Source organism: Vibrio sp. CB1-14, from assembly GCF_040412085.2.
Classification (GTDB): domain Bacteria; phylum Pseudomonadota; class Gammaproteobacteria; order Enterobacterales; family Vibrionaceae; genus Vibrio; species Vibrio chaetopteri.
The window spans coordinates 213,827-239,604 of record NZ_CP115920.1 but is presented as its reverse complement, the minus strand read 5'-3'; the positions used below and the strand labels follow the sequence as shown (position 1 = coordinate 239,604).

Here is a 25,778-nt window from a genome sequence, read left to right as displayed (position 1 = left end):
TTATTAATAGAAGGAGATCATATGGAGAAGATAGACTACCTGTCGTCGCCGATCCCAGATATTAATCTCATTAACGGCTCGTACAAAAAGTTTGCATTTCAGAAGCACTACCATCTTGACTATCACTTTGGGTTGATTGTCAGTGGTCAGCAGCAGTTTCAGCTAAAAGGTTCGTCGTACACCAGTGGCCCTGGAGACTTGGTCTTGATGCCACCGGATGAGCTCCATGACGGGCAAGCGCGCTTTGAAGAAGGCTATGAGGTAAAAGTCCTGGCGGTTTCTCCACCTTGGCTAACACAATTTTCGATGAGTAACAGCTCAGGCGGTTTGGGCTTTCACTCACCCATTGTTCGCGAGCCTGGATTGTTTCGCTCACTGCTGGATACGCATCAAACGCTCAGTACCAACCAAGTGAGTGCCTTAGCGCTGGATTGCATTCCTCTAGATAGCTTTCAGAACATACTAGACCGACACGGCAAACCACTCTCTACCGAGACACATGCCATTGGTACTAAATCGCTCAAGCTAATTCGAGACTATGTAATGGCAAACCTCGACCAAGCAATCCGCCTAGAGCAGCTTGCTAAACTTTGCGATTTGAGCCCAAGGCAGTTTCATCGCCAATTTAAACTGGCAACCGGTATGTCACCGCATGCTTGGCTAACCAGACTAAGGCTTGAGAAGAGTATGACACTGATGAAGGCCGGAAAGAGCGCAATTCAAGTCGCACTGCAAACCGGTTTTTACGACCAAGCACACTTTAGTAAGGCATTTCGAAACGTCTATGGCGTTTCTCCTTCAAACATTAACTAACTTAGTTTTCTTAGAACGATCATGAATGAAATTACTATCCTAATGACACTGGCTACGGTGCACTTTGTTGCGCTTATGAGCCCAGGACCAGACTTTGCGCTTGTGGTACAAAACGCGACTCGATTTGGACGCCAGACTGGTTTTTATATTGCTCTGGGGTTGTCGTTTGGCATCTTGCTGCACTCGATTTTCAGTCTAACGGGCGTTAGCTATATCGTTCATCAGCACCCCACATTGTTTGCCGTCGTGCAAATCGCTGGCGGCAGCTATTTGCTTTACCTAGGTATCGGCGCCTTACGCTCCGTATGGAGTAGATGGCCGCAGCGCCACCAGTCAAGTGATCTTGCCAATGACCCAAGTCTTCTGCTTTCAAGTCGAAGACAAGCGTTCTCTCGTGGCTTTACCACCAATATTCTCAACCCGAAAGCCTTAGTGTTCTTTATCAGCTTGATGTCTAGCTTGGTGCCATCTGCCATGTCGATTCCGGGTAAAGTGGCCGCACTCGTGATTCTATGGTCGCTTTCCTTGGCCTGGTTCTCCTTTTTGGCTTGGGCGCTGTCGACTAAGCGCATGCAACGCAAGCTAGGCTCTGCCGCCATCTACATCGATGGTCTGTGTGGCGTGCTGTTTTCGGGAATTGGTGTGACCATCTTCACACAGGTGATTTCCAGCCTTTAGGGTATTTTGCGCCATTCGACACGCGACGTGTGCGAGATCTCTCACAAAGGCTTAGGTGTTTATCGCTTCGTGCTACAAGCATTCCACCCTAAAATATCATAAGTCATTGTTTTTAAATGGGAAGGGGTAATTTTTCTTTGTTGAGACAATGGATTATTACTGCTTGATTGGATTGCTCCGAGGCCAGTTTCGTTTAATATCAACCATGTCGGAAGGATGCTGACACGGAACAGGAAACGCTCAGGGATTTGGGCATCTTCAGGAAGAAGATACGGTTATTCAGGATGAATGATCGGCATGGATAGCAAATTGGACATTGAATGGACGCAATAGTAACTAGGATGGTTACTACTAAGGAAAGACAATGGACACCTCTGGATGAGGCAAGGACTTAGCATCAGGATGATGTCAGGGACACCGCTCAGGGAACAAGTGAAGTGCGCTAACGAGGATTGTTAGCCGATCAGGATAAGATCATTAGGACACCGCTAGGAAGGCGACGAAAGGACTAAGCTGACGGAATACAGCACACTATCATGGATTAGATGCATGGAGCACTATTAGTAGCCGGATTGCTGCGAGTAAAGCTATAACCCCGCAGGGCGCAAGCCCTCGGGGTTTTTCTTTATCTAAAATTCAATAATTCAAATCCGTATGACACAAAAAAGGAGCTCATAACTAAGCTCCTTTTGCACTTATAATTCCATAGCCAGTCGGTTATAGCTTTTCCAGCTTGGCGTACTGCGTCACCAACCACTTAATACCCTCACCATTAAAGGCGACTTGCACACGGCTTTGTGGACCACTTCCTTCAAAGTTGATGATCGTTCCTTCACCAAATTTCGGGTGCATCACACGCTCACCTAGATTAAAGCCCGTTTCGTTGAAGTTATTTTTTACTTCTGTTTGACTAAAACGACCCGCTGTCGTTGGACGGCTTACTTGCGCCTTCATGCGAACTTCTTGCAGACACGTTTCTGGCAACTCGCGAATAAAGCGCGATGGCTTGTGATACTTATCTTGACCGTACAAGCGACGCATCTCGGCATAGGTGATGAACAGCTTTTCCATCGCCCGGGTCATACCCACATAACAGAGGCGACGCTCTTCCTCTAACCTGCCCGCTTCCTCTGCCGACATCTGGCTAGGGAACATGCCCTCTTCAACACCCACCATAAACACCATTGGGAACTCGAGACCTTTGGCACTATGCAGTGTCATTAGTTGCACCGCATCATCAAACTCATCAGCTTGACTTTCACCGGCTTCTAACGCTGCATGGGTTAAGAACGCCGTCAGCAGCGTCATATCGTCTGCTTCTTCAGGTTTCTCAAACTGACGCGTTGCCGTTACCAGCTCTTCCAAGTTTTCAATGCGTGCCTTAGACTTCTCGCCCTTTTCTTGCTCGTACATAGCAAATAGCCCAGAGGTCTTAATCACATGGTCAGTTTGCTCATGAAGCGGCGATTCAAACGTGTCGTCTTCGAGTGCGTTGATAAGCTCAATAAAACGCGACAACGCACCTGCTGCTCGCCCAGCGAGAACCTTCTCATCGAGCAGTGCAATACTTGCTTCCCATAGTGTTGCCCCACGATCACGAGCGGCGAAACGAATGGTATCTAAGGTTTTATCCCCCAACCCACGAGTCGGCGTATTCACAATACGCTCAAATGCAGCGTCATCGTTGCGATTGGCCATCAAGCGCAAATAGCCCAAGGCATCTCTGATTTCTTGACGCTCGAAGAATCGCATACCACCATAGATTCGGTATGGCAGCTGCGCTTGGATCAAGGCTTCTTCCAGAACACGGGATTGGGCGTTGTTTCGATATAGCATGGCGCAGTCTGTCAGGCTGCCGCCTTTATCTTGCCACTCTTTAATCTTACCCACGGCAAAACGCGCTTCATCCAGCTCGTTATACGCAGAGTAAACGGAAATCTTTTCACCCTCGTTACCTTCCGTCCATAGCTCCTTACCCATACGTTCAGTATTGTTGGCAATCAGCTCGTTGGCAGCTTCAAGGATGGTTTTGGTTGAGCGGTAGTTTTGCTCAAGGCGAATGGTTTTCGCGCCTAGGTACTCATCCAAGAACTTCTGGATATTTTCAACCTTAGCACCACGCCAGCCATAAATAGACTGATCATCATCACCAACAATCATCACCTTACAGTCAGCGCCGGTCATCATTCGTAGCCAAGCGTATTGGATGTTGTTGGTGTCTTGGAACTCGTCCACCAGAATGTGTTTGAAGCGCGCTTGGTAGTGCTCGCGAACAAACTTGTTGTCACGCAGCAGTTCATGAGCACGCAGCAAAATCTCTGCAAAGTCCACCAGCCCAGCACGGTCACACGCCTCTTGATAAGCGGTGTAGATCTGCAGATACGTCTTAGTGACCGGATCTTGGTAGCTGTCGATATGCTGAGGTCGCAGCCCCTCATCTTTCTTGCCATTGATCCACCAAGCTGCTTGGCGTGCTGGCCACTGTTTATCATCCAGATTCTGCGCCTTTATGAGACGTTTTAATAGCCTTTGCTGATCGTCGGTATCGATGATTTGGAAGTCTTCCGGCAGCTTAGCGTCGAGATAATGCGCGCGCAGGATACGGTGACAAATGCCGTGGAAAGTACCATTCCACATACCAGAAGCACTGCCCATCATCAGCTCTTCAATACGCCCTCTCATCTCTGCAGCCGCTTTATTGGTAAAGGTCACAGACATAATGGAAAACGGAGAGGCGTTCTCAACCGACATAAGCCAAGCAATACGATGCACAAGCACGCGCGTTTTACCACTGCCGGCTCCGGCAAGGACGAGCATGTGCTCTAGAGGGGCTGCAACAGCTTCACGCTGCTTGTCATTGAGACCGTCGAGAAGAAGAGAAGGATCCATGATGAGTCTTAGCTACTGGTTATTTATACATATCCGTTGATTATAACTCAAACAGTCTCACCATTTCAGAAAAAGTTCTGTTTTTTTAAAAGACAATTACCCTTTCAATATCATACACATAAGATGACATTTAACATTTTAGTAAATATTTTTTGATCTTTTTGAAAGATTTAGCTTTGGCTTCCTATCCTATTGGTTAAGCAAGTCGCAAACAGTGACCTGTGAAAATAAACATCAAGGATCAAGTCTCGAGGAAAGTAATATGAAAACTACGAATCTAGCTATCACTGCAGCAGTTACCGGTCTAATCGCTCTTGGCGGTGCAACACTTGGCGCAGCACCAGCACATGCAGCTGACAAAGAAAAGTGCTACGGCGTGTCGAAAGCTGGTCAAAATGACTGTGCAACCAAAACCAGCTCATGTGCGGGTACTGCGAAAGAAGATAACCAAAAAGATGCGTTCGTTGTCGTCCCTAAAGGCCTATGTGACAAACTGGTTGGCGGCAGCACAGAGTCAGCATAATTGCCTCGCGTGCAAAAAGCCGTAATACGGCCTGTATAGCTTGATTGTCATTTTGTCTTCACTTTGTTTGTCCATACGCTTTCAAGTTACAGCACTATCGGAGGGGCGTGATTATACGCCCCTTCCGTTTTCTACAGCTTACCCACAGAAGCCAACAGATCTGGGAGATCATCATGGATCGAAGTCGTGCCTTTCAGCTTGTCGGTGTAGGATTACGCACACCCCACCTCGACTATTTTGAGCACAACGCTCACAACGTGGGCTGGCTAGAAATCCACAGCGAAAACTATTTTCAGCCCCATAGCACTGAATATCGACAGCTGATAGCGATTCGTGAAAAGGTCAATATCAGCTGCCACGGTATTGGTCTATCACTCGGTTCAGCATCAAAGGTAAATACCGATCATCTAAAACAGCTCAAGCGATTGGTTAACGATATCCAGCCACTTGCAGTTTCTGACCATTTAAGTTGGAGCGAGCATGGCGGCCACTATTTCAATGACCTATTGCCACTGCCCTATACCGAAGAGGCATTAGATCTGTTTTGTCGAAACGTACTTCAGGTTCAAGATGCGATTCAACGCCCACTATTAATTGAGAACCCATCGAGCTATTTACGCTTCCAGCACTCAACCATTCCAGAATGTGAGTTTCTCGCTGAAGTGCAGCGTCGCACTGATTGTCGCCTACTGCTCGACCTAAACAATGTCCATGTTTCCTGCTTCAACCATGGCTACGACGCCAACCGCTACTTAAGTGCGATAGACCCAGACACAGTTGATGAGATCCACTTGGCCGGATTCACACGCAAACAACTTGAGCAAGGCGAGATTTGGATTGATACCCACAGCGCGAGAGTCTCCAATGAGGTTTGGGAGCTGTACCGGCAATGGAACAATCATCACGCCGCCGTGCACACACTCATTGAGTGGGATCTGGATATTCCAGCACCCGAGGTGCTACTTGAAGAGGCAGAGAAGGCCATCGACATGCTTGTTGAGTGTCACAACACGACTCTGAGGAGGGCTTAACTATGATTAGCCTTCACGAATTGCAATCGGCTTTCAGCCAATCTTTGCGCAGCCAAGATGGTGGCATAGAGCATTTCATTATCGCAGACCACTTTAGCGCCGATGATCGCGTTCAGATTTATCGCAACAATTTTGTGTTGAGTTTGAGTGAAGTGCTCGAAGCTTGCTACCCGATCACCTTGCAGCTTGTTGGTGAGGAATGTTTTCAGTCGATGGCAAAACACCATGTGATCCATCATCCACCAACAACAGGTAACGTCGCCGACTATGGCAAAGGGTTTGCTGAGTCTGTCTCTGAGCTTGATAACATCACTAATGCCGTGCCCTATTTAATCGATGTTATAAGACTTGAGTGGGCTATCGACTCACTCAATCAACACCCTCTAAATGAGGCGAAAGAACCAACTGAGCCACTCGTTAACATGCAGCGTGTACCAGAAGCACAACATGGCAACTTAGTGTTTCATGTGAAACCAAATCACATTGTGCTGCAATCTCAATATGCTATCGCCAGCCTTGTGAGCGCGATACATAGCAATAACCTAGAGGGTTTTGAAATCAATCAACCTGAAAACGTGTTGATTATTAAACAAGGACTATCGACCAGCACGCTTCACGTTCTCGACGACAACGTTCTTGAACTGCTCAATGCCCTCGGTTCACAACAACCCCTTAACTTCATTAATCCTGCTCTTCTAACAGCACTACCAAGTTTATTCGCTTTGGATGTTGTAGCTGGATTTACTCTCCATGACGACACCTCACAAGGAGCATGATATGAAAACGACCTTATCTCACTGGCTTGTTAGTTATGACAAGCTTATTGATACGCTACAAAGCGGCTTCGTGCCCCTACTGCTGCTATTCTGTCGCCTCTGGGTAGCTTGGGTATTCTTTAAATCGGGAATGACGAAGATTAGCTCTTGGGACAGCACTCTGTATCTGTTTGAGCTTGAATACCAAGTGCCTATTTTGCCGTGGGAGCTAGCCGCCTATATGGGAACGGCCGCAGAGTTAATTTTGCCTGTGTTTATTGCGCTTGGTTTATTTACTCGACCCATGGCTGCCATCTTGTTTGTATTCAATATTATTGCTGTTGTTTCCTACCCACTACTTTGGGAGAAAGGGTTCTATGACCACCAGCTTTGGGGGTTAATGATACTCATAGTGGTTGTATGGGGTCCAGGACCACTATCTGCAGACAAAGTAATTCGTTCACAAATAACCTGATTCAAGATCTGATTATTGAGTCAAAATAGTCGGGCTTACTGAAAGTAAAAAGCCTCGCATAGATATGCGAGGCTTTTTAAAAACTAACGACTATTTGCTAGCAAGAAACGCTTTCAGCTCTTCTACTGAGATCCCTTGCTCGGCCAATTCTTTGGCCAATGTTTCTACTTGCTCACCCTTGCGAGACTCAATCACTTGTTGAAATTGGTAAACGATATCACGAAGCACATGAATTGGAACTTGCTTTGCAGCACTGCGAATACGCTCTTCACTTTGGTTGCCTAATTCATTAAGCAATTTACCAAACATGATCTTTTCTGGAGACTCTTCCATTTGCTCGAGAACACGAGCCATTTCGTATGTAGTCAAAGACATTACTGCGTTTATCCAGTTATAAATAAATACGGGGTGTATAAAGCTAAATATACACCCGTTTCTTAAATTGGAAAACCTAATCGTTTTTTAATTAGCCAATTTTTACTGTTTGATGCCAACCTTTGCCAACTTTGCTTTTGAGAATGAACAGTGCTGGCAGTACCAACCACATCTGCAAAGCAATCATGTATGGCGCTTCTAGCCCAGCACGCTGCATCAAACCAACTAACAGACCCGCTCCACTCATTTGGAATAGTCCGAGTAGAGCAGCGGCGGTACCCGCTTTATCGCCAAATGGTGCCAATGCTTTACCGGCAGCCGCTCCAAGGATGAGAGCAAAGCCTATTGAAGACAAAATAACAGGTACCATAAACGAAGCCGGTGTTTGAAGCTCTGCTCCCCATACCATTAAGGCTCCGGCGACTAACAAAGTCACGATACCAAATTGCAGTGTTTTGTGAGTGCCAAGCTTATCCATCATTTTTGGCGCGAGCAGACAGGCTGCGATGTTAAATACCGCATTAAGGCCAAACCAAAACGTAAAGGCATTCATCGACAGACCCATGTTTTCCATCAGTACCACTGGTGCAGACGTGACATACGCAAGTATTACACCCATAGCCAATAAACACAGAGTGGCATGAAACAAGAACGTCGGCGTATTAAGGACATGGGTATATCTAGATAGTGCGAAATACTTCTGATTGGTTTGCTGCGGATTGGTCTCTCTCATGTTAAGAACAACCATAACACCTACGAACAACGCAAAACCCGCCATGAAGCTGAAGTTCGCACGCCATCCAAACTGCTGCGTTAGATAGCTGCCTAAAATCGGCGCCAATGCAGGGATAAAACAAATAGCTCCGTTAAGGTAGCTGATCATCTTGCCACTACGCTCTGGTCCAAACATATCGCGAACGGTTGCAAAGGCTGCCACAGATGTCGCGCACGCACCCAAGCCTTGTAGCAGCCTTGCGACTAGCATCCACTCAATGGATTGAGCTGCCCACGCCAAGCAAGCACTCAAGCCGTAGATCACTATGCCGCCAAGGGCAACCGTTCGACGTCCGAGTTTATCGGCAAGTGGTCCCGCGAACAGCTGTCCTACACCCATAGCAAACAAAAACCATGTAATCGTATCTTGAGCACGCGTATGAGCTACATCAAACGTAGAAGAAATTTGCGTTAACGCTGGCAAATAGATGTCGATGGCCAAAGGGCTAAAAAATACCAACATCACTAATGCAGCAAGTTGGACTTTCGAAGGTGTGGTTTGCAACGGGGTGCCTCTTAGCAATAGTAAAACGAGTTAATGAAGACGCAATTCTATATCCATTAAGATATGAGCAGAAATGGTTTATACTCATTAGTATTATTCCTACGAGGAATTTCACACGATGAACCTAGAAAAGCTAAGTCGGATCGACCTCAACCTACTCTTGTGCCTGTCAGTGCTACTTGAAGAATGCAATGTGACCCGCGCTGCGAGTCGGTTATGCCTAACGCAATCCGCGGTGAGTAAGTCATTATCGAAACTGCGTGAACTGTTTGACGATCCACTCTTCACTCGCCACGCCCACGGATTATCTCCGACAGCTCGCGCGCTGCAACTTAAGCCCAAGTTAGATGTGCTAATGGCTCATATGCAGGCCATCACTGCACCGCCAGAGTTTTCCCCAACGTCAAGTGAATACCGATTTCACATAGCTGCGGTAGAAAGCGTTTATCCTCTCATCATGCCTCACTTTCTCCCTGCAATATTTAGCCAAGGACCTAACCTGAGCATAAGCACTCATGCATGGAATGAAGCCACGTTCGAGCAAATGCAAAAAGGCGAACTAGATTTAGGGATCACCGGCAAAGACATCGACATCCGTGATGCTCAGAGAACCCTACTGCCGCCAGAAGACATTCAGGAGTTAGAAGTCTACCGGGATAATCAAATGTGTTTAGTACGAACCGATCATCCTGTACTCACTAAACCTTGGGATCTTGAAACCTATCTGTCAATGCGTCATGTACAGGTGCGCTGCGATGGTAGCGATCGCTGGCTTCTAGATTACAAACTCGCCGACATGGGAAAGGAACGCGATATCGCTATCACTGTACCTGATTTCAACAATGCTGCTGCGCTGTGCAGTTACACTGACTTTGTGTTTACCGCTCCTCGGCATTTTGTTCATCTTGTTGCCGAGCAAATGGGATTGCGTGTGCTTCCATTGCCACTCGAATTTCCTCCAATGGCTTACACTCTATTTTGGCACAAAGATAGAGATCGCGATCCGGCGCTCAATTGGCTTATCGACATCATTCGACAAAAGACGCTTCACTTACGTTAGGCGACACGCAGAGCCTGCTAACCGACTCGCAGAATCGTTTGTATATCGTCCACAAAAGCGCTAGCTTATAGACCAAAATAATAGCAAGGTGACCTATTTCGCCATGACAAAGGAACTACAGATGCAGGAACATATTTCTGGCCGTGTTGAACAGATTCAATCTTGGCTTTCTAACAACGACCTCGATGCGTTTATTGTTGCTCATGAAGATGAGTACTTAGGCGAGTACGTACCCGCTCATAACGAGCGTCTTCATTGGCTAACTCAATTTACCGGCTCTGCGGGTGCTGCTGTTGTCACGCGAGATAGAGCCGCTATTTTTGTCGATGGTCGCTACACGGTTCAAGTTCGTAAGCAAGTTCCAGCAGATAGTTTTGAATACTGTCACCTTATCGAGCAGCCACCGCTGGATTGGTCGATTGAAACTCTTGAGCTCGGTGCTCGAATCGGTGTAGACCCTCGCATGCATAGAGGTAACTGGTACCAGAATGCACTAGAAAAACTTGCAGGTCGCTACGAACTGGTTGCTGTTAACGATAACCCAATTGATCTTTTCTGGAGCGATCGCCCAGCTGCTCAATTAAGTAACGTTCGTTTAATGCCACTAGACAAGGTCGGCCAATCAAGCCTAGATAAACGTACCCAGCTAGCACAAAACCTAGCAAGCAGTGGCGCTGATGCCGCTATCATTACTGAGCTTGATTCAATTTGCTGGCTTTTAAATGTCCGCGGTCTTGATGTTTCACGTCTTCCTGTATTGCTGGCTCACGCGATCCTTTACTCAGATGGCTCAACTAAGTTCTTTATTGACCCAACGCGCATCGATGACATGAACGAATTTACCGACCATGTAGGTGCAGGTGTTGAAGTCTGCCTTCCATCGTCTTTGGAGACTGAACTAGAATCGTTGAAAGGCAAAAAAGTCACCCTAGACCCAGCGACAAGTAATGCTTGGTTTCAGCTAAAGTTGGAGCAATATGGTGCCAAACTTCTCGACCTTGCTGACCCATGTTTAATGCCAAAAGCGGCCAAGAACAGCGTTGAAGTTGAAGGCATGCGTAGCAGCCATGTGCGCGACGGCGCAGCAATGGTTAACTTTTTAAGCTGGCTCGATAGTGAAGTCGCTAAAGGCAACCTTTCTGATGAAGCAGTAGTCAGTGACAAGTTGGAAGCATTCCGCCGAGTTGATCCAACTTTGATAGATCTTAGTTTCGATACTATTTCTGCCTCCGCAGGTAACGCGGCCATGTGTCACTACAACCATGCGAATCAAGAGGTTCCTGGATCGCTAGTTCAAGATACCTTGTACTTGGTTGATTCAGGTGGCCAGTACCTCGATGGTACCACTGACATCACGCGTACCATTGCGATAGGTACCCCAACAGATGAGATGAAGCGCCAGTTTACATTGGTACTAAAAGGTCACATTGGTCTGGCTACCGCACTATTCCCGAAGGGTACTTGTGGTCATCAACTGGACGTTCTAGCTCGTCAACATTTGTGGGCAAATGGTTTTGATTATGACCATGGCACTGGCCATGGTGTCGGCCACTTCCTGAGTGTTCACGAAGGACCGCAGCGCATCGCGAAAGCCGTAAACAATACGCCGCTAGTACCTGGTATGGTGCTATCAAACGAACCAGGATACTACCGTGCAGATGAGTTCGGTATTCGTATCGAGAACCTTGAGTTGGTCGTTGAGAAAGCAACAGCTGGTGATAGTTCTATGTTTGGTTTCGAGTCACTTACTCGATGCCCTATCGACAAGCGCAACATCGTGGCTGATATGCTAACGGAAACAGAAATCACTTGGTTGAACGACTATCACCAAAAAGTGTGGAATGACGTTTCACCACTAGTTACCTGTGATGCACTAGCTTGGCTGGAAACAGCTTGCCAACCGCTCTAGCTCGTTAGGCTCGAAGAAATAAAAGGGCGCTGGAATTCCAGCGCCTTTTTGGTTTCACGTGAAACATGGTTAGACATCTAACCTGAGTAGGACTGATGCCAGTCTTTCCAAACCGGTTCCATACCAACACGTTTCACCGACTCAGCAACCATAGCAGCACTGCGCTCATCACTGATTGCGAACTGTTCTAGCTCTTCTTGGTCATCCGCGTAGCCACCTGGCTGAGTTTTTGATGCTGCACTAATACTCGTGATACCTAGTGGGTAAACCTGATCGCGGAAGGTCGCGGATTCACGAGTCGACAGTGAGAGTTCGACTTCATTGTTGAACAAGCGGTAGGCGCAGATAAGCTGCACTAGTTGCTTATCTGTCATCACCGATTTCGGTTGTAATGCGCCCTCACAAGGTCGAAGTCGCGGAAAAGAAATTGAGTATCGTGTCTTCCAATAACGGCTCTCTAAGTACTGAAGGTGGGCTGCAACAAAGAAACAATCGGTGCGCCACTCTTCTAATCCTATTAGTGAACCAATGCCGATCTTGTCGATTCCTGCTTGTGCCAATCTATCAGGCGTTTCAAGTCGGTAGTTGAAATCCATTTTATTGCCGCGAAGATGGTGCTGCGCATATGTAGAGCGATGATACGTTTCCTGATAAACCATGACAGCATCGAGGCCGTGCTGTTTTAGGGACGCATACTCTTGGGTATCCAAAGGCTGAACTTCCATCGCCAAATAGCTAAAGTGCTTTTTGATTTCTGGCAACACTTGTTGGAAGTATTTCATACCTACTTTGTTCTCGTGCTCACCTGTGACCAAAAGAATATTGTCGAAACCCATCTGTTTGATTACGTCGCACTCACGCTCTATTTCTTCAGTACTGAGCGTCTTTCGTTTAATGCGATTTTCCATTGAAAAACCGCAATAGGTACAAGCATTGGCGCACAAGTTGGAAAGGTACAAAGGTATATACATGGACATGGTGTACCCGAATCGCTTTCGAGTTAATGCATATGAACGCTGAGCCATTTGTTCTAAGTAGGGTTCTGCGGCAGGACTAATAAGTGCCTTAAAGTCTTCTAAGTCGAGTCGCGGTTTAGACAGTGCTCGCTCTACATCACGCGCCGATTTCGCATAAATAGAAAGACGAATATCATCCCAGTTATACTTAGCATGCTCCTGAACAAAGCTCATTTTGCTCTCCTACTCTGAATCTAGAAACGCGGTTAGCGGACTCGAGGCCACGGCATGATTTACGGTACCTGCTAGACCACTTTCGTATGCTAGTCTTCCTGACTCTACTGCTAGCTTAAACGCTTTAGCCATAGCAACCGGATCAGCGGCAGCAGCGATAGCGGTATTGACCAAGACAGCATCAGCCCCCATTTCCATCGCAAGCGCTGCATGTGATGGTGCCCCGATACCTGCATCAACCACAACCGGAACGTTCGCTTGTTCGATTATAATTTCTAAAAAGTCTCTACTGACGATGCCTTTGTTGCTTCCTATTGGAGCTCCAAGTGGCATCACAGCGGCACACCCTACTTCCTCAAGATGCTTACATAGCGTTGGATCACTATGACAATATGGCAGAACGACGAATCCATCTTTAACTAGCTGCTCGGCAGCTTTTAACGTCTCGATCGGGTCTGGTAGTAAGTACTTCGGATCTGGGTGAATCTCTAACTTCAGCCAATTCGTGCCCAATGCTTCTCTAGCAAGATGTGCAGCGAAGATGGCGTCTTTGGCATTCTTAGCGCCTGAAGTGTTAGGCAACAGATTAATCTTGTTCTCAATCAATGGTCGTAAGATGTTGTCATCCTGACCTTGTAGATCTACGCGCTTGAGCGCCATCGTCGCTAGCTGTGAACCACTTTCCGCAATAGCCTGAACCATAAGAGACTGATCCGAGAACTTTCCGGTTCCAGTAAACAGACGTGATTCAAAAGTTTTATTGGCAATTGTTAGCATGAATTAGCCCCCTGCAATGGCTTGGAAGATGTTAATGGACATGTCATTTTTGACGACAAACGTCGACCACTCAGTTCGTGGCACAATTTGGTCATCGACCGCAATGGCACACCCATGGGTATCGATATCGAGACCTTTAATAAGATCCTCGAGTAGGCTGTCTCTTTTCGTATTCTGTAATGTGTTATTAACTGTTACTTGAATCATTTTTGTTCTCGCGTGCAAAATCTGTGACTACACACCATGGTGTACTCAGTCGGTGGAGCAAACCGTACAAGTTTGCTCACGAGCAATCTGTAGTGTTTGCCATTGACCATTTAGTCCATCGAATAACTTCAATGTCGGTGTTTTTTTCTGGGTAACCTGAGGGTGGACACCTGCAAGCAACTTTATCGTTTCTAGAGCTTGGTAAAGTCCCATCATGCCAACCACTGGCCCCATGACAGATGACTCTGAACATCGGCTGCTGCCTTTGATTTCATCAAAGGGATACAAGCACCGATAACAGGCAATCTCACGAGTCGATGAGAACGGAAAAACACTGAGTTGCCCGTCCCAACCGATTGCTGCTGCGCTAACGAGGTCGGTGTTACTTTGTTTACCGTAAGCATTTATGGCATGTCTAGTTGCTAGGTTATCTGAGCAATCAACCACAACATCCGCTAAAGTGATCTCTAATAACAACTGATTGCCATCAAGCTTTTTGTTAATACTTCGCACTCTAATATCTGGATTCTGTTGCTTCAGGCTGGCCTTCAAACATTCGACTTTAGCGAATCCAACATCTTTCGCGTGATAAGTTACCTGTCGAGGTAAGTTAGAAATCTCAACTGCATCATCGTCAGCAATAGTTACACTGCCTACTCCGCCCCCTACTAAATACATGCTCGCTGCGGTTCCAAGTCCCCCACAGCCAACAATAAGCACATTGGCCTTGAGCAACTTGCTCTGCCCTTCTTCACCTATGTTCGGAAGACTGATTTGGCGCAGATACTGCTTAAATTGGCCATCATTAACCATCAAGACGACCATCCATGATTGACTCAAATTGTTGAATAACGGCGGGTACATCATCAGCCAATGTGATTGCTCGTACTACTGCCAAACTTGTCACACCACAACTCCAAACTGGTGCTGCAGTCTTCAAATCAATGCCACCAATGGCTACTGTTGGATATCCCAGTTCCTGACCGTAAGGTATCGAATCAATCAGTCGCTGATAGAGCTCCAGTCGTATCAAACCTTGCGGTCTTGAAGGCATGTCTTTGGTTGTGGTTGGGAAGATGTGGCCGAGCGCAATGTAGCTAGGGTGAATTTGAACGATGCGCAGCAACTCATAATAGCCGTGAGTAGATAGACCAAGCGCAATTCCTTTTTCTGCAAGTCTCTTGAGATTTGCCACTTCAATGTCTTCTTGACCTAAGTGAACGCCGTAAGCACCATGCTTAATCGCTAGCTGCCAATAGTCATTGATGAACACTTGAGCATCATGTCTTCGACCAAGCTCGATCGCTTTTTCAATCTGCTGTTCCAGGTTAGGCAGGTCAGGCTGCTTGATTCTAAGCTGTACCGTTTTAGTGCCCAGTTCTAGTAATCGTGCTACCCAATCAACATTATCGACAACAGGATAGAGCCCAAGCTTTGATTTAATTACAGTCGGAAATGGTAGAGTCGATGCCTCAACTGCCCAGCCAACACGTATACCTAAATTCGTATTTTCTATGACTGGAACGGGGAACTGGTCTAAGTGACTTGGCCATGTTTCACGTGAAACACATCCCGCTCTGGCGAGCATAACCGCATCTTCGAGAGGAAAGTCGAGAGCAATACTTACTACGAGCCAAGCCAAATGCTCGGTGTGGTCTGTAATCAAAGAAGCTGCCGCAGAAGCCTTGATGACGTTTTCTCTACAAGACCAAACATCGAGCCATCGAGAGCCACTTGCTACTGCTACATAGACATCACCTTGTGTGGCAGTAGCTAGTGAGGCTGAAAGATGATTTTCATCCATGTTGTGCAAATACCTTACACGGATATCATTATCTATAGCGCTATCTCCCAAACGGAAAGTAGAGCCGAAAACGTCACTCGAAATATAACGGGCGCTTTCTTCGTGCTGGATAATGACCGCTTCACCTTCTTCAGAAGATGAGACGACGATGTTTTCGGTTGAGAAGCCGACTTGTTTTGCTAGGCCGAGAACACGATGAATATGACGATTCAAAGCGTCTGCGCCAATGGGCAGCATGAGTTTCAACGGAAGCTCCTTAGATTATGGTAGTTATTCTTCAGTAACAGCTGGGTGATACAACTCAGCACCCGTTGCTCTGAACTCTTCAGACTTTTGACACATCCCCTCTAAAGGGTCATCAAGCATTGTGATAGCAATACTGTCGCCTTGTTGTATTTCTTTAGCGTACTCTCGTACCTCTTGTGAGATCTTCATCGAACAGAACTTTGGACCGCACATCGAGCAGAAATGGGCAACCTTGCCAGACTCCTGAGGAAGTGTTTCATCATGGAACTGACGCGCAGTATCAGGATCTAGAGAGAGGTTAAACTGGTCTTCCCAGCGAAATTCAAAGCGAGCCTTTGAAAGTGCATTATCACGAATTTGAGCCCCTGGGTGTCCCTTCGCTAAGTCTGCTGCATGAGCAGCGAGCTTGTAGGTGATGAGCCCTGTCTTAACGTCTTCTTTATTTGGTAGGCCAAGGTGTTCTTTTGGCGTCACGTAACACAGCATCGCACAACCGTACCAGCCAATCATTGCAGCACCAGTGCCAGAGGTAATATGATCATAGCCAGGTGCAATATCAGTGGTCAGTAGCCCAAGCGTATAGAAAGGTGCCTCATGACAGTGCTCAAGCTGCTCTTCCATGTTCTCTTTGATCATGTGCATCGGTACGTGACCAGGACCTTCGATGATGACCTGAACATCGTATTCCCAGGCAATTTTGGTTAGCTTGCCTAGGGTTCTAAGCTCTGCAAATTGAGCTTCATCATTGGCATCGGCAATAGAGCCTGGACGCAATCCATCACCGAGGGACAAGGCCACGTCATAACGTGCACAGATTTCACAGATCTCTCTAAAGTTGGTATATAAGAAACTCTCTTCATGGTGTGCCAAACACCACTTAGCTATGATAGAGCCACCACGGCTAACGATACCCGTGACGCGCTTGGCGGTGAGTGGGATGTGATGAAGTAGAAGGCCAGCATGAATAGTAAAGTAGTCTACACCCTGCTCTGCTTGCTCAATTAATGTATCTCGCATTACTTCCCAAGTCAGATTTTCGGCGACTCCATTAACCTTCTCTAATGCTTGATACATAGGTACTGTACCGATCGGCACTGGACTATTACGTAAGATCCATTCGCGCGTTTCGTGGATATTTCGTCCAGTCGACAGATCCATAACTGTATCGGCACCCCATCGAGTACCCCAGACAAGCTTCTCGACTTCCTCTTCAATTGAAGAGGTGACCGATGAGTTGCCTATATTAGCATTGACCTTAACGAGGAAGTTGCGGCCAATGATCATCGGCTCAGATTCTGGGTGATTGATATTTGAAGGGATGATAGCTCTACCCTCAGCGACTTCCTTACGCACGAATTCGGGTGTGATTTCTTTAGGTAAGTTCGCCCCAAAGTGCTGACCTGGATGCTGCTGAGTGAGCACTTCGTCTTTGAGCTTTTGACGTCCCATGTTCTCTCGAATCGCGATGTATTCCATCTCAGGGGTAATAATACCTTGGCGTGCGTAGTGAAGCTGCGTGACGCAAGCGCCTTCAGCACCACGCCTGATACGAGGTAATAGCCCGTATCTAAGCTCATCAAGCGTGTCATCTTCAAGTCTTTGCTTAGCAAATTCTGAACTGACGCCTGACAATACTTCGGTATCAGCGCGTTCATCAATCCAGGCTTCTCTTAGCTTTGGTAAACCTGAGTACAAATCGATAGAGTACTCTGGGTCGGTATAGACACCAGACGTGTCATACACGTTGATGGGCTCGTTAGGCTCATGGATTGGATTGTCTTGGTTACCACCGATTAAGCTGTCTGCAAGAGAGATTGTACGCATTGGTACTTGCAGATCGCTTCGGCTACCTTGGATATATGTCTTTTGAGAATTGGGGTAAGGCGTTACCGATAATGTATCGATAAAGTTTTTTGCTTCCAGCCTATTTTGCTTGCGTGTCGACATAGCATTTCCTTATATATCATATAGTTATAAAAGATAAATGCTTGACGGATGTGTGAATACAAGAGGTATCAACCACAATAGCGTGCGCTATTTGATAAATAGAATATGATGCTAGTTCTATTCTCTTGTTCCCTTCGCTGGTACTAACCAGATCAGGTTCAACGGATCCCGAATTAACGGTCTCAGCCCTATGGGCACTCCGACAAGTATTGACTCGATTATAAAGGAATTAGTTTTAATACATCAACAGGACATGGAAGTTTTTCGTTTAACTTTTGGTCAGCATCTGAAAACCAATCCAACAAGCTGAGATACTCAAAACAACATTGAGCAATATATTTAGTCCCATCTTCAGAAACGCCCCCTGCTGCATCAGGAGTACGTTATCCATAGAAAACGTAGAGAATGTCGTAAGTGCACCTAAGAAGCCAAGACCAATGATTTGACGCCATGGATCAGGCGCAAAAATTTCAGCTTCGAATGCTGCAATCAATAGCCCCATAATAAACGAGCCAACCACATTGACGGTTAACGTACCGTAAGGAAAACCACGACCGAAAAGTGCAACACAAAGCTCTGATATCAAATATCTCGAACAAGCCCCGACAGCACCGCCCAATGCAATAAAACCTAAAACTGAAAACTGCCCCATCACCTAATCCCAAACTATGAATTGAAAAGGTAATAATATACCAACAACGAATAAATTCGACCCAACATCACATTTTTAACCACAAAATCCAACGGATAATCTATCTGGCTGTCGAGTAAATTTAAAAAGTTACATGCGTCACTTTTTAGACTGTAATCAACAATTAGTTCGCGAATTAAAACGAAAAGAAGATTGGAGCTAAAAAACCTAAGCTCACGAATGGAAAAGCTAGACTGAGAAGAAGTATATTGCAGATAGCAAAAAGCCTCGTCGTTAGACGAGGCTTCTTAATAAGTGGCGGAGTGGCTGGGGTTGCATCCAACCGGGACTCGACTTCCTTGAAAAGGAAGTTACCTAAGTTTTAGATAATAAAAAACCCGACGCTTTCGCATCGGGTTTTCTAATAAGTGGCGGAGTGGACGGGACTCGAACCCGCGACCCCCGGCGTGACAGGCCGGTATTCTAACCAACTGAACTACCACTCCGCAGTGGCATACTTGCTATTGCAAGTGTCCAAAATTCAAAGCCTGGCGATGTCCTACTCTCACATGGGGAAACCCCACACTACCATCGGCGCTATTGCGTTTCACTTCTGAGTTCGGCATGGAAATCAGGTGGGTCCACAATGCTATGGTCGCCAAGCAAATTCTGTTTTGCCTTCAGATTTTCTGAAAATCTGAAAACAATAAATCCGGAAAGCTGTTAATGCGTTCTCTACACATTCAATTTGTTCTTGCTTTGAGTCCAATCAAAACCCTTTGGGTGTTGTATGGTTAAGCCTCACGGGCAATTAGTACAGGTTAGCTCAACGCCTCACAACGCTTACACACCCTGCCTATCAACGTTCTAGTCTCGAACAACCCTTTAGGACACTTAAAGTGCCAGGGAAGACTCATCTCAGGGCTCGCTTCCCGCTTAGATGCTTTCAGCGGTTATCGATTCCGAACTTAGCTACCGGGCAATGCCATTGGCATGACAACCCGAACACCAGAGGTTCGTCCACTCCGGTCACTCTCGTACTAGGAGCAGCCCCTTCAATCTTCCAACGCCCACGGCAGATAGGAATCGAACTGTCTCACGACGTTCTAAACCCAGCTCGCGTACCACTTTAAATGGCGAACAGCCATACCCTTGGGACCAGACTTCAGCCCCAGGATGTGATGAGCCGACATCGAGGTGCCAAACACCGCCGTCGATATGAACTCTTGGGCGGTATCAGCCTGTTATCCCCGGAGTACCTTTTATCCGTTGAGCGATGGCCCTTCCATTCAGAACCACCGGATCACTATGACCTGCTTTCGCACCTGCTCGAATTGTCATTCTCGCAGTCAAGCGGGCTTATGCCATTGCACTAACCACACGATGTCCAACCGTGTTTAGCCCACCTTCGTGCTCCTCCGTTACTCTTTGGGAGGAGACCGCCCCAGTCAAACTACCCACCAGGCACTGTCCGCAGCCCCGATAAGGGGCCAACGTTAGAACATCAACACTACAAGGGTGGTATTTCAAGGACGGCTCCACGAATACTGGCGTACTCGTTTCAAAGCCTCCCACCTATCCTACACATGTAGGGTCAATGTTCAGTGCCAAGCTGTAGTAAAGGTTCACGGGGTCTTTCCGTCTAGCCGCGGGTACACTGCATCTTCACAGCGATTTCAATTTCACTGAGTCTCGGGTGGAGACAGCGTGGCCATCATTACGCCATTCGTGCAGGTCGGAACTTACCCGACAAGGAATTTCGCTACCTTAGGACCAGTTATAGTTACGGCCGCCGTTTACCGGGGCTTCGATCAAGAGCTTCGACCTAAGTCTAACCCCATCAATTAACCTTCCGGCACCGGGCAGGCGTCACACCGTATACGTCATCTTACGATTTTGCACAGTGCTGTGTTTTTAATAAACAGTTGCAGCCACCTGGTATCTGCGACTCCCCATAGCTCCATCCGCAAGGGACTTCACCGCGAGGAGCGTACCTTCTCCCGAAGTTACGGTACCATTTTGCCTAGTTCCTTCACCCGAGTTCTCTCAAGCGCCTTGGTATTCTCTACCCGACCACCTGTGTCGGTTTGGGGTACGATTCCTTACAATCTGAAGCTTAGAGGCTTTTCCTGGAAGCATGGCATCAATGACTTCACTACCGTAGTAGCTCGACATCGTGTCTCAGCCTTAAAGAGAGCCGGATTTACCTAACCCTCAAGCCTACGCACTTGAACCTGGACAACCGTCGCCAGGCCCACCTAGCCTTCTCCGTCCCCCCATCGCAATTGTAAGAAGTACGGGAATATTAACCCGTTTCCCATCGACTACGCCTTTCGGCCTCGCCTTAGGGGTCGACTCACCCTGCCCCGATTAACGTTGGACAGGAACCCTTGGTCTTCCGGCGTGGAGGTTTTTCACCCCCATTATCGTTACTCATGTCAGCATTCGCACTTCTGATACCTCCAGCAGACCTTACAGTCCACCTTCAACGGCTTACAGAACGCTCCCCTACCCAATGACCTAAGTCATTGCCGCAGCTTCGGTTTATAGCTTAGCCCCGTTACATCTTCCGCGCAGGCCGACTCGACTAGTGAGCTATTACGCTTTCTTTAAATGATGGCTGCTTCTAAGCCAACATCCTAGCTGTCTAAGCCTTCCCACATCGTTTCCCACTTAGCTATAATTTGGGACCTTAGCTGGCGGTCTGGGTTGTTTCCCTCTCCACGACGGACGTTAGCACCCGCCGTGTGTCTCCCGGATAGTACTTACTGGTATTCGGAGTTTGCAAAGGGTTGGTAAGTCGGGATGACCCCCTAGCCTTAACAGTGCTCTACCCCCAGTAGTATTCGTCCGAGGCTCTACCTAAATAGATTTCGGGGAGAACCAGCTATCTCCAGGTTTGATTGGCCTTTCACCCCTAGCCACAAGTCATCCGCTAATTTTTCAACATTAGTCGGTTCGATCACTCCAGTTGATGTTACTCAACCTTCAACCTGCCCATGGCTAGATCACCTGGTTTCGGGTCTATATCCAGAGACTGAACGCCCAGTTAAGACTCGGTTTCCCTACGGCTCCCCTAAACGGTTAACCTTGCCACTGAATATAAGTCGCTGACCCATTATACAAAGGTACGCAGTCACACCACGAAGGTGCTCCTACTGCTTGTACGTACACGGTTTCAGGTTCTATTTCACTCCCCTCACAGGGGTTCTTTTCGCCTTTCCCTCACGGTACTGGTTCACTATCGGTCAGTCAGTAGTATTTAGCCTTGGAGGATGAATCTCCATATTCAGACAGGATATCACGTGTCCCGCCCTACTCGATTTCACTGATGATGAGATGTCGACTACGGGGCTATCACCCTTTACTGCGGCACTTTCCAGAGCCTTCGTCTGTCTCATTAAAAGCTTAAGGGCTAATCCAATTTCGCTCGCCGCTACTTTCGGAATCTCGGTTGATTTCTCTTCCTCGGGGTACTTAGATGTTTCAGTTCCCCCGGTTCGCCTCGCTGAGCTATGTATTCACTCAGCGATAACTGCTTATGCAGTTGGGTTTCCCATTCAGGAATCCCAGACTCAAAGGTTATTACTACCTAATCTGGGCTTATCGCAAGTTATTACGCCTTTCATCGCCTCTGACTGCCAAGGCATCCACCGTGTACGCTTAGTCACTTAACCATACAACCCCAAAGAGTTTCAAAGAAACCTCGAGATTGTCGTTAAACAACCAAAGTTGTCTGCAATTTTTATACATGATGCAGACTCGATTTTGCCGGACTCAAATAACTCTTTGTTTCCGCTTTTTAAGAAAAAGCAGAGGCAAAAAGTGGACTTTCGTCACTTCCAAGAACACTTGAATGTGTGTTGGTACCTAAATGATTAAATCATCTAGGATTTGAGAACTTTTAAATGAATAACATTAATCAAATGTTATTCGTCAGCTTTCCAAATTGTTAAAGAGCTTGTTTTCTACAGCAATAAAGCTTTCGAAACCATTTTTAAGAGCACTTAAAGCCTTTCTTCTAAAAGAAATGCGCTTAAAGATGGTGGGCGATACCGGGCTCGAACCAGTGACCCCCTCCTTGTAAGGGAGGTGCTCTCCCAACTGAGCTAATCGCCCACGAAAGTCATTCCGTGGAATGTTCAAGAATGGTGGAGCTAAGCAGGATCGAACTGCTGACCTCCTGCGTGCAAGGCAGGCGCTCTCCCAGCTGAGCTATAGCCCCATGTCTTGAGACTTCCTTCAAAGAAGGAATGGTGGGTCGTGCAGGATTCGAACCTGCGACCAATTGATTAAAAGTCAACTGCTCTACCAACTGAGCTAACGACCCAATGGTATCCCGTAGGGGAGTCGAACCCCTGTTACCGCCGTGAAAGGGCGGTGTCCTAGGCCTCTAGACGAACGGGACACTAAGCAGTAAGTGTTGGGCACTTACTATTTTCTGTTTTCGCTTTTCAGCAAAAACAAAATCTCTTTATCTTTACAAACCTAATCAATCTGTGTGAACACTCATCGCAATAATCTATTCGTATAAGGAGGTGATCCAGCCCCAGGTTCCCCTAGGGCTACCTTGTTACGACTTCACCCCAGTCATGAACCACAAAGTGGTGAGCGTCCTCCCGAAGGTTAAACTACCCACTTCTTTTGCAGCCCACTCCCATGGTGTGACGGGCGGTGTGTACAAGGCCCGGGAACGTATTCACCGTGGCATTCTGATCCACGATTACTAGCGATTCCGACTTCATGGAGTCGAGTTGCAGACTCCAATCCGGACTACGACGCACTTTTGGGATTCGCTCACTTTCGCAAGTTGGCTGCCCTCTGTATGCGCCATTGTAGCACGTGTGTAGCCCTACTCGTAAGGGCCATGATGACTTGACGTCGTCCCCACCTTCCTCCGGTTTATCACCGGCAGTCTCCCTGGAGTTCCCGACATTACTCGCTGGCAAACAAGGATAAGGGTTGCGCTCGTTGCGGGACTTAACCCAACATTTCACAACACGAGCTGACGACAGCCATGCAGCACCTGTCTCAGAGTTCCCGAAGGCACCAAAGCATCTCTGCTAAGTTCTCTGGATGTCAAGAGTAGGTAAGGTTCTTCGCGTTGCATCGAATTAAACCACATGCTCCACCGCTTGTGCGGGCCCCCGTCAATTCATTTGAGTTTTAATCTTGCGACCGTACTCCCCAGGCGGTCTACTTAACGCGTTAGCTCCGAAAGCCACGGCTCAAGGCCACAACCTCCAAGTAGACATCGTTTACGGCGTGGACTACCAGGGTATCTAATCCTGTTTGCTCCCCACGCTTTCGCATCTGAGTGTCAGTATCTGTCCAGGGGGCCGCCTTCGCCACCGGTATTCCTTCAGATCTCTACGCATTTCACCGCTACACCTGAAATTCTACCCCCCTCTACAGTACTCTAGTCCGCCAGTTTCAAATGCAGTTCCGAGGTTGAGCCCCGGGCTTTCACATCTGACTTAACGAACCACCTGCATGCGCTTTACGCCCAGTAATTCCGATTAACGCTCGCACCCTCCGTATTACCGCGGCTGCTGGCACGGAGTTAGCCGGTGCTTCTTCTGTCGCTAACGTCAAATGATGCAGCTATTAACTACACCACCTTCCTCACGACTGAAAGTGCTTTACAACCCGAAGGCCTTCTTCACACACGCGGCATGGCTGCATCAGGCTTGCGCCCATTGTGCAATATTCCCCACTGCTGCCTCCCGTAGGAGTCTGGACCGTGTCTCAGTTCCAGTGTGGCTGATCATCCTCTCAGACCAGCTAGGGATCGTCGCCTTGGTGAGCCATTACCTCACCAACTAGCTAATCCCACCTGGGCTAATCTTGACGCGAGAGGTCCGAAGATCCCCCTCTTTGGCCCGAAGGCATTATGCGGTATTAGCCATCGTTTCCAATGGTTATCCCCCACATCAAGGCATATTCCCAGGCATTACTCACCCGTCCGCCGCTCGACGCCGTTAACGTCACCCGAAGGGTCAGTTAACTCGTTTCCGCTCGACTTGCATGTGTTAGGCCTGCCGCCAGCGTTCAATCTGAGCCATGATCAAACTCTTCAATTTAAGATTTTGTCGGCTCAATGAATACTGACTTCAAAACTCATCCTTACTCAAAAGTAAGAAGTAATTTTAAAGCTATTATCGTTCCAACAGAACGATAATGAATTGACTGTGCCAAGACTAAGTTCTTTTACAAGAAAGTAATCTCGATTGGTCACTCAGTTCATTGAAAACCTAATTTGATACCGAGGTATCTAATTTGATTATCATCAACGAGTGCCCACACAGATTGATAGGTTTATATTGTTAAAGAGCTTGTTTCAAAGCTTCCCTTGAAACGGACGGTCATTTTAGCGAGATAAGTTTTCGTGTCAACCACTTTTTTTAACTTATTTTGCTAAGCTTCTTAGAAGCTTGTGACCTTCTGACTCGTTGGGGATTTCGTTGTCCTTTCCCGTGTCAGCGAGGGGGCATTATAGAGATCGAAATCACATTGGCAATACCCAAAAACCAGTTTTTTCGCTTTTTTTGTTTGTGTGGTTAGTTTTTGTGCTTTGGCGCTGTAAATTACCGCAATAACTCGCCAAAATAGCTTTGTTCCATAGATTTAGAGACTGATATGACTTCAATTCGTAGTTACAAGGGCATTACCCCACAGCTGGATGACTCTGTCTATATAGATAAAACCAGTGTGATTGTTGGCGATGTTCGATTTGGCAAAGATGCCAGTGTATGGCCACTCGTGTCCGCGCGCGGTGATGTTAACCATATAGAGATTGGCGAGCGCACCAATATCCAAGACAACAGCGTGTTACACGTTACCCATAAAAACGCTGACAACCCCGAAGGTTATCCTCTACTAATAGGTAATGATGTCACCATTGGCCATAAGGTGATGCTTCACGGGTGCATCATAAGAGATCGCGTTCTTGTCGGCATGGGTAGTATTGTGCTTGATGGCGCCACTATTGAATCTGATGTGATGATTGGCGCGGGTTCCTTAGTGCCACCAAACAAGGTACTGGAAAGTGGTTATCTGTATGTGGGCAGTCCGGTAAAACAGGCTCGTCCTCTTACCGAAAAAGAAAGAGCCTTTTTACTTCGCTCCGCCAATAACTATGTGCAGAATAAAAATGACTACATGCAATATGTGCACGTCATTCGCTAGT

At 47.2% G+C, this 25,778-nt stretch carries 19 protein-coding genes, 5 tRNA genes, 3 rRNA genes and 1 riboswitch; of the genes, 9 read left to right on the top strand and 18 right to left on the bottom strand.

The genetic code is table 11. From position 1 onward, the window contains the following. Positions 1-21 precede the first annotated feature (21 nt). Both PG915_RS01155 and PG915_RS01150 read left to right on the top strand, forming a co-directional pair. Positions 22-813, top strand: coding sequence for an AraC family transcriptional regulator (locus tag PG915_RS01155; RefSeq protein ID WP_353497529.1), 792 nt, complete (start codon positions 22-24; stop codon positions 811-813). A gap of 21 nt (positions 814-834) precedes the next feature. Beyond that, a complete protein-coding gene (locus PG915_RS01150; protein WP_353497528.1) occupies positions 835-1,491 on the top strand; it encodes a LysE family translocator in 657 nt (218 codons plus the stop codon). Positions 1,492-2,208: 717 nt separating this feature from the next. Here PG915_RS01150 and uvrD read toward each other — a convergent pair. Continuing rightward, positions 2,209-4,383, bottom strand: a complete 2,175-nt coding sequence (uvrD, locus tag PG915_RS01145; protein ID WP_353498633.1) for a DNA helicase II — start codon at positions 4,381-4,383, stop codon at positions 2,209-2,211. A gap of 259 nt (positions 4,384-4,642) precedes the next feature. On the opposite strand from uvrD, the gene PG915_RS01140 reads away from it, so the two are divergent. From PG915_RS01140 to PG915_RS01125, 4 genes are all read left to right on the top strand, one after another. Further along, complete coding sequence (locus tag PG915_RS01140) at positions 4,643-4,903, top strand: DUF2282 domain-containing protein (protein ID WP_112463168.1); 261 nt, start codon at positions 4,643-4,645, stop codon at positions 4,901-4,903. Positions 4,904-5,076: 173 nt separating this feature from the next. After that, complete coding sequence (locus tag PG915_RS01135; RefSeq protein WP_353497527.1) at positions 5,077-5,934, top strand: DUF692 domain-containing protein; 858 nt, start codon at positions 5,077-5,079, stop codon at positions 5,932-5,934. 2 nt (positions 5,935-5,936) lie between these two features. After that, positions 5,937-6,710 carry a DNA-binding domain-containing protein gene (locus PG915_RS01130; protein ID WP_353497526.1) on the top strand — a complete coding sequence of 258 codons (774 nt, stop codon included), beginning with the start codon at positions 5,937-5,939 and terminating at the stop codon, positions 6,708-6,710. Between the two features lies 1 nt (position 6,711). Next, on the top strand, positions 6,712-7,164 hold the full coding sequence (locus tag PG915_RS01125; protein WP_353497525.1) for a DoxX family protein: 453 nt from the start codon (positions 6,712-6,714) through the stop codon (positions 7,162-7,164). Positions 7,165-7,254: 90 nt separating this feature from the next. On the opposite strand, the gene PG915_RS01120 is transcribed toward PG915_RS01125, so the two are convergent. Both PG915_RS01120 and PG915_RS01115 read right to left on the bottom strand, forming a co-directional pair. Then, complete coding sequence (locus PG915_RS01120) at positions 7,255-7,539, bottom strand: hypothetical protein (protein WP_353497524.1); 285 nt, start codon at positions 7,537-7,539, stop codon at positions 7,255-7,257. 91 nt (positions 7,540-7,630) lie between these two features. Continuing rightward, on the bottom strand, positions 7,631-8,818 hold the full coding sequence (locus tag PG915_RS01115) for a multidrug effflux MFS transporter (protein WP_353497523.1): 1,188 nt from the start codon (positions 8,816-8,818) through the stop codon (positions 7,631-7,633). A gap of 118 nt (positions 8,819-8,936) precedes the next feature. Here PG915_RS01115 and PG915_RS01110 point away from each other — a divergent pair, with 118 nt between their 5' ends. Both PG915_RS01110 and PG915_RS01105 read left to right on the top strand, forming a co-directional pair. Continuing rightward, a complete protein-coding gene (locus tag PG915_RS01110) occupies positions 8,937-9,878 on the top strand; it encodes a LysR family transcriptional regulator (protein WP_353497522.1) in 942 nt (313 codons plus the stop codon). A gap of 121 nt (positions 9,879-9,999) precedes the next feature. After that, positions 10,000-11,787, top strand: a complete 1,788-nt coding sequence (locus PG915_RS01105) for an aminopeptidase P family protein (protein WP_353497521.1) — start codon at positions 10,000-10,002, stop codon at positions 11,785-11,787. 77 nt (positions 11,788-11,864) lie between these two features. On the opposite strand, the gene thiH is transcribed toward PG915_RS01105, so the two are convergent. The 15 genes from thiH to PG915_RS01030 all read right to left on the bottom strand — a co-directional run bounded on the left by thiH (position 11,865) and on the right by PG915_RS01030 (position 24,672). Then, positions 11,865-12,977, bottom strand: a complete 1,113-nt coding sequence (gene thiH / locus PG915_RS01100) for a 2-iminoacetate synthase ThiH (RefSeq protein ID WP_353497520.1) — start codon at positions 12,975-12,977, stop codon at positions 11,865-11,867. A 9-nt stretch (positions 12,978-12,986) separates the two neighbouring features. Continuing rightward, the gene (locus tag PG915_RS01095) at positions 12,987-13,754 is read right to left on the bottom strand and encodes a thiazole synthase (RefSeq protein ID WP_353497519.1); all 768 of its coding nucleotides are present in this window, start codon (positions 13,752-13,754) and stop codon (positions 12,987-12,989) included. A 3-nt stretch (positions 13,755-13,757) separates the two neighbouring features. After that, positions 13,758-13,961 (bottom strand): sulfur carrier protein ThiS, encoded by a 204-nt coding sequence (gene thiS / locus PG915_RS01090; protein ID WP_112463160.1) that lies wholly within the window; start codon positions 13,959-13,961, stop codon positions 13,758-13,760. A 45-nt stretch (positions 13,962-14,006) separates the two neighbouring features. After that, on the bottom strand, positions 14,007-14,774 hold the full coding sequence (locus PG915_RS01085; protein ID WP_353497518.1) for a HesA/MoeB/ThiF family protein: 768 nt from the start codon (positions 14,772-14,774) through the stop codon (positions 14,007-14,009). Further along, complete coding sequence (locus PG915_RS01080) at positions 14,767-16,002, bottom strand: thiamine phosphate synthase (RefSeq protein WP_353498632.1); 1,236 nt, start codon at positions 16,000-16,002, stop codon at positions 14,767-14,769. Before PG915_RS01080 ends, PG915_RS01085 begins: the two co-directional genes overlap by 8 nt. A gap of 33 nt (positions 16,003-16,035) precedes the next feature. Continuing rightward, the gene (gene thiC, locus PG915_RS01075; RefSeq protein ID WP_353497517.1) at positions 16,036-17,958 is read right to left on the bottom strand and encodes a phosphomethylpyrimidine synthase ThiC; all 1,923 of its coding nucleotides are present in this window, start codon (positions 17,956-17,958) and stop codon (positions 16,036-16,038) included. Between the two features lie 112 nt (positions 17,959-18,070). Then, positions 18,071-18,170, bottom strand: a riboswitch (TPP riboswitch). A 56-nt stretch (positions 18,171-18,226) separates the two neighbouring features. After that, positions 18,227-18,610: a fluoride efflux transporter CrcB gene (gene crcB / locus PG915_RS01070; protein ID WP_112478769.1), complete on the bottom strand. Its 384-nt coding sequence runs from the start codon at positions 18,608-18,610 to the stop codon at positions 18,227-18,229. Between the two features lie 408 nt (positions 18,611-19,018). Continuing rightward, a tRNA-Asp gene (locus PG915_RS01065) sits at positions 19,019-19,095 on the bottom strand. Between the two features lie 40 nt (positions 19,096-19,135). Further along, positions 19,136-19,252: ribosomal RNA gene (gene rrf, locus PG915_RS01060) — 5S ribosomal RNA — on the bottom strand. A gap of 127 nt (positions 19,253-19,379) precedes the next feature. Further along, positions 19,380-22,266 (bottom strand): 23S ribosomal RNA (locus tag PG915_RS01055). A 366-nt stretch (positions 22,267-22,632) separates the two neighbouring features. Beyond that, a tRNA-Val gene (locus PG915_RS01050) sits at positions 22,633-22,708 on the bottom strand. Positions 22,709-22,738: 30 nt separating this feature from the next. Next, positions 22,739-22,814: transfer RNA gene (locus PG915_RS01045), tRNA-Ala, on the bottom strand. Between the two features lie 29 nt (positions 22,815-22,843). Next, positions 22,844-22,919 (bottom strand) — tRNA-Lys (locus tag PG915_RS01040). 2 nt (positions 22,920-22,921) lie between these two features. After that, positions 22,922-22,997: transfer RNA gene (locus PG915_RS01035), tRNA-Glu, on the bottom strand. Between the two features lie 123 nt (positions 22,998-23,120). Continuing rightward, positions 23,121-24,672, bottom strand: a 16S ribosomal RNA gene (locus PG915_RS01030). The 16S, 23S and 5S rRNA genes sit together here with 5 tRNA genes alongside, the layout of an rRNA operon. Positions 24,673-25,228: 556 nt before the next feature. On the opposite strand from PG915_RS01030, the gene PG915_RS01025 reads away from it, so the two are divergent. Further along, complete coding sequence (locus PG915_RS01025; RefSeq protein WP_353497516.1) at positions 25,229-25,777, top strand: gamma carbonic anhydrase family protein; 549 nt, start codon at positions 25,229-25,231, stop codon at positions 25,775-25,777. Position 25,778: the final 1 nt, after the last annotated feature.

What these genes read in the sequence shown, in the direction of transcription:
- PG915_RS01155 (WP_353497529.1), top strand. Translation starts at nt 22, where the DNA reads ATGGAGAAGATAGACTACCTGTCGTCGCCGATCCCAGATATTAATCTC.
- PG915_RS01150 (WP_353497528.1), top strand. Translation starts at nt 835, where the DNA reads ATGAATGAAATTACTATCCTAATGACACTGGCTACGGTGCACTTTGTT.
- PG915_RS01140 (WP_112463168.1), top strand. Translation starts at nt 4,643, where the DNA reads ATGAAAACTACGAATCTAGCTATCACTGCAGCAGTTACCGGTCTAATC.
- PG915_RS01135 (WP_353497527.1), top strand. Translation starts at nt 5,077, where the DNA reads ATGGATCGAAGTCGTGCCTTTCAGCTTGTCGGTGTAGGATTACGCACA.
- PG915_RS01130 (WP_353497526.1), top strand. Translation starts at nt 5,937, where the DNA reads ATGATTAGCCTTCACGAATTGCAATCGGCTTTCAGCCAATCTTTGCGC.
- PG915_RS01125 (WP_353497525.1), top strand. Translation starts at nt 6,712, where the DNA reads ATGAAAACGACCTTATCTCACTGGCTTGTTAGTTATGACAAGCTTATT.
- PG915_RS01120 (WP_353497524.1), bottom strand. Translation starts at nt 7,539, where the DNA reads ATGTCTTTGACTACATACGAAATGGCTCGTGTTCTCGAGCAAATGGAA.
- PG915_RS01110 (WP_353497522.1), top strand. Translation starts at nt 8,937, where the DNA reads ATGAACCTAGAAAAGCTAAGTCGGATCGACCTCAACCTACTCTTGTGC.
- PG915_RS01105 (WP_353497521.1), top strand. Translation starts at nt 10,000, where the DNA reads ATGCAGGAACATATTTCTGGCCGTGTTGAACAGATTCAATCTTGGCTT.
- thiH (WP_353497520.1), bottom strand. Translation starts at nt 12,977, where the DNA reads ATGAGCTTTGTTCAGGAGCATGCTAAGTATAACTGGGATGATATTCGT.
- PG915_RS01095 (WP_353497519.1), bottom strand. Translation starts at nt 13,754, where the DNA reads ATGCTAACAATTGCCAATAAAACTTTTGAATCACGTCTGTTTACTGGA.
- thiS (WP_112463160.1), bottom strand. Translation starts at nt 13,961, where the DNA reads ATGATTCAAGTAACAGTTAATAACACATTACAGAATACGAAAAGAGAC.
- PG915_RS01085 (WP_353497518.1), bottom strand. Translation starts at nt 14,774, where the DNA reads ATGGTTAATGATGGCCAATTTAAGCAGTATCTGCGCCAAATCAGTCTT.
- PG915_RS01080 (WP_353498632.1), bottom strand. Translation starts at nt 16,002, where the DNA reads ATGCTGCCCATTGGCGCAGACGCTTTGAATCGTCATATTCATCGTGTT.
- thiC (WP_353497517.1), bottom strand. Translation starts at nt 17,958, where the DNA reads ATGTCGACACGCAAGCAAAATAGGCTGGAAGCAAAAAACTTTATCGAT.
- crcB (WP_112478769.1), bottom strand. Translation starts at nt 18,610, where the DNA reads ATGGGGCAGTTTTCAGTTTTAGGTTTTATTGCATTGGGCGGTGCTGTC.
- PG915_RS01025 (WP_353497516.1), top strand. Translation starts at nt 25,229, where the DNA reads ATGACTTCAATTCGTAGTTACAAGGGCATTACCCCACAGCTGGATGAC.